General features: G+C 35.1%; 4 protein-coding genes. All 4 read left to right on the top strand.

The annotated features are described in order from the left end of the window. On the top strand, positions 1 to 630 hold a 630-nt coding region (locus PL9631_RS02290; RefSeq protein ID WP_083616582.1), incomplete at its 5' end, for a hypothetical protein. A gap of 79 nt (positions 631 to 709) precedes the next feature. Next, positions 710 to 1,810 (top strand): DUF3987 domain-containing protein, encoded by a 1,101-nt coding sequence (locus PL9631_RS02295; protein ID WP_083616584.1) that lies wholly within the window; start codon positions 710 to 712, stop codon positions 1,808 to 1,810. Positions 1,811 to 1,978: 168 nt separating this feature from the next. Further along, a complete protein-coding gene (locus PL9631_RS02300; protein WP_083616586.1) occupies positions 1,979 to 2,287 on the top strand; it encodes a hypothetical protein in 309 nt (102 codons plus the stop codon). A gap of 6 nt (positions 2,288 to 2,293) precedes the next feature. Beyond that, positions 2,294 to 2,569, top strand: a 276-nt coding sequence (locus PL9631_RS02305; RefSeq protein WP_197046234.1) for a RusA family crossover junction endodeoxyribonuclease, incomplete at its 3' end; no start/stop codon positions are given.

Consider the following 2,569-nt stretch of genomic DNA (forward strand, 5'->3'; position numbering starts at 1 on the left):
AGGACTCCAAAGAAGTTCTTTTTAATATCAGCTAGAAAATACGAATTAGGAATAGCAATATTTGGAATTGATATCACCGAGTCGAAACAACTTCAAGAATCCCTGAGAATCTCAGAAGAACGCAACTTGGCTTTAATTAAAGCTATTCCAGAAGTTTTGCAACATTCGGAAATTAGGAGAAACAACAATGGGTTAGAAAAACTAATAGAAAAATTAGTAAACGAACCTTTATTTTCGGGAACGGGAATCAAAGAATTATCTCAATCTCAAATTGAGAAACTTGTTAGGCTTGAGGTAGAAATTCGTGAGGCAGGAATTAGACTTAAAGAAGTTGAGAAAAACCTCTATATTTCAGACCGCGCAGTTCTTCCTAGGGTTCGGGAACTGGAATTAGCTCAACGAAAAGATGAAAAGCAATGGGAAGATTTAGAATCTGATTTATCGGGACTTAGGACTTTTGGCAAAATCATTACCGGAACTCCAGGCGGAATCAGGACTTGGATTTTAATTATAAGTTTCCTGATAATTTCTTCAACTTTTCTTATTGATTTAGGAATTAAATTCTATGGGGTTAATTTGATTCAAAATAATATAGAAAAATACCAACAATTCCCCAAAGAAAACCCATGATTTTTGTGAGAGATTTTTAAACGAACAACCTAATTGTAATGGGTGATAATTTAATTAATTAAAATCAAGTAAGGTGAACATGAAAGACTGGGAAAATAGCATCAATGTTTGGACAGCAAAAATCAATATTGGAGATTATTTACCTGGAAACCTAATAAAAATTTGTGAGTTTGCTAATCGGTTATGTTTTCGTCCTGAACTGTCATTGAGTGCCTTCTATACTGTTGTTAGTTCGCTGGTAACAGTTGGCTCAAAAATTGACGCTTTGGATTCTACAGAGTTTGACCAGACACAGGGGATATACACCGCTATCTGTGCCGTCCCAAGCCAGAAAAAATCACTTTTAATTAACAAGATTGCAACCCAACCATTACGGGAATTACAAAGAAAAGCCTCTGATGATTTAGCCAAAGAAATGCAAAAATACCAAGCTGAATTAGATGACTGGGAAGACGATAAAAGCCTTCCGATGCCTGAAAAACCTGTGATGCGGCGTTATTATATCAACAACGCTTCACAAGCCGGGTTCCGAAGCTTATTGAATCGACATGGTAAGAAAGGATGGGGAATTATTGTTATCTCTGATGAGTTAGCAAGAAGTTATAAAAATAATTCAAAATCCTATAACAGTGGGTTAACTGAAAACTTGCTTTCTTACTATGATGGACACGGAAAAATTGAGCTTTTAAAAGGGGATTACGATGAATGTTTAGTGTCAATTTTGGGAGGGATTCAACCCCAAGTGGCGGCTGCATATAACAATGGAACTGATGATAATGGTCAGTGGAGCCGGGTCAACTTTATTAACCAGCCTAAATCACCATTTATTATTCCAGATAACCCACAGGGTAAACTCGATATCACTCCATTGTTAACCGGGTTTTACGAAAAAATATCCAATCTTCCAAAGTTAAAGTTAAGGTTTACATCGGAAGCTGAAAAATATTTTGCGTTGTTAAACAATGACTGTGAAATAAATCGAAATCAAGCCCGGACTGAGGCACTAGAGGCACAATGGAAAAAAATGCCCGGTAAGATTGCACGGTTTAGTTTCCTAATCCACGTTGTCGAACAAGTTAGCCAAGGTTCTAGTGTTGCAATCTTCGTCAACCTGGACACATTGAAAAAAGCTGCGACACTGGCTTACTTCTATTTTGGTGAGGCACAATCCTTATATTAACAATTAACAATTAACAATTATCAATATCCTTATAAGAATTTACCTAAATTTACATGAATTTGTTCCAATAAAACCTTATAAAACTGTTTGAAAACTGACCAAAAGTAGTTCTAAAAAAGATTGACTTGTATTAATAATTGTAATAGAATAATATCAGGAGGATAGCTTATGAATTTCTTAGATATTCGATTACTTAACAACGAGGATTTAGTCTATATTGCAGCATTAATCCAGCATATAAAAAAGAATCCAAACTCTAAATCTAGTCGGTTTTCACAGAACCTAATCTTAATAACTATTGGTGCAGTTTCAACAGATTGTTTTGAAGAAAGTGGGAAGTTAACTTTTAGTTCTGGTTATGATGATTTACTTGAGGATTTTATCGAGAACTTCATGCAGCTTTACCCACATTATTTTGAAAATAATAATCCCGTCTTTTCTTTAGTAGTTTGTTCGATTATTGATTTAGGGTTGTAGAGAATTATGATAGAAAAACTAATCTTTCCATTGCCACCAAGTTTGAATAAAATAATAGCATCAGCCAGAAGTAATCCGTATAAATCAGCAGCAGACAAGAAGGCTTGGACAGAAGATTGTGAGGCAATTTGTTTGGGAAAAACTCAATTTCATAGTAAAGTTTGGTTAGAGGTCTATTGGTACTTAAAAAGACAAATTGACCCAGCAGATAATTTGCCAGCAACCTTAAAACCGATATTGGACGGCATGGTACGGGCGGAAATAATTGTTGATGATTCAATG

The sequence above is a fragment of the Planktothrix paucivesiculata PCC 9631 genome, from assembly GCF_900009265.2.
GTDB classification, from domain to species: Bacteria; Cyanobacteriota; Cyanobacteriia; order Cyanobacteriales; family Microcoleaceae; genus Planktothrix; species Planktothrix paucivesiculata.

What these genes read in the sequence shown, in the direction of transcription:
- PL9631_RS02295 (WP_083616584.1), top strand. Translation starts at nt 710, where the DNA reads ATGAAAGACTGGGAAAATAGCATCAATGTTTGGACAGCAAAAATCAAT.
- PL9631_RS02300 (WP_083616586.1), top strand. Translation starts at nt 1,979, where the DNA reads ATGAATTTCTTAGATATTCGATTACTTAACAACGAGGATTTAGTCTAT.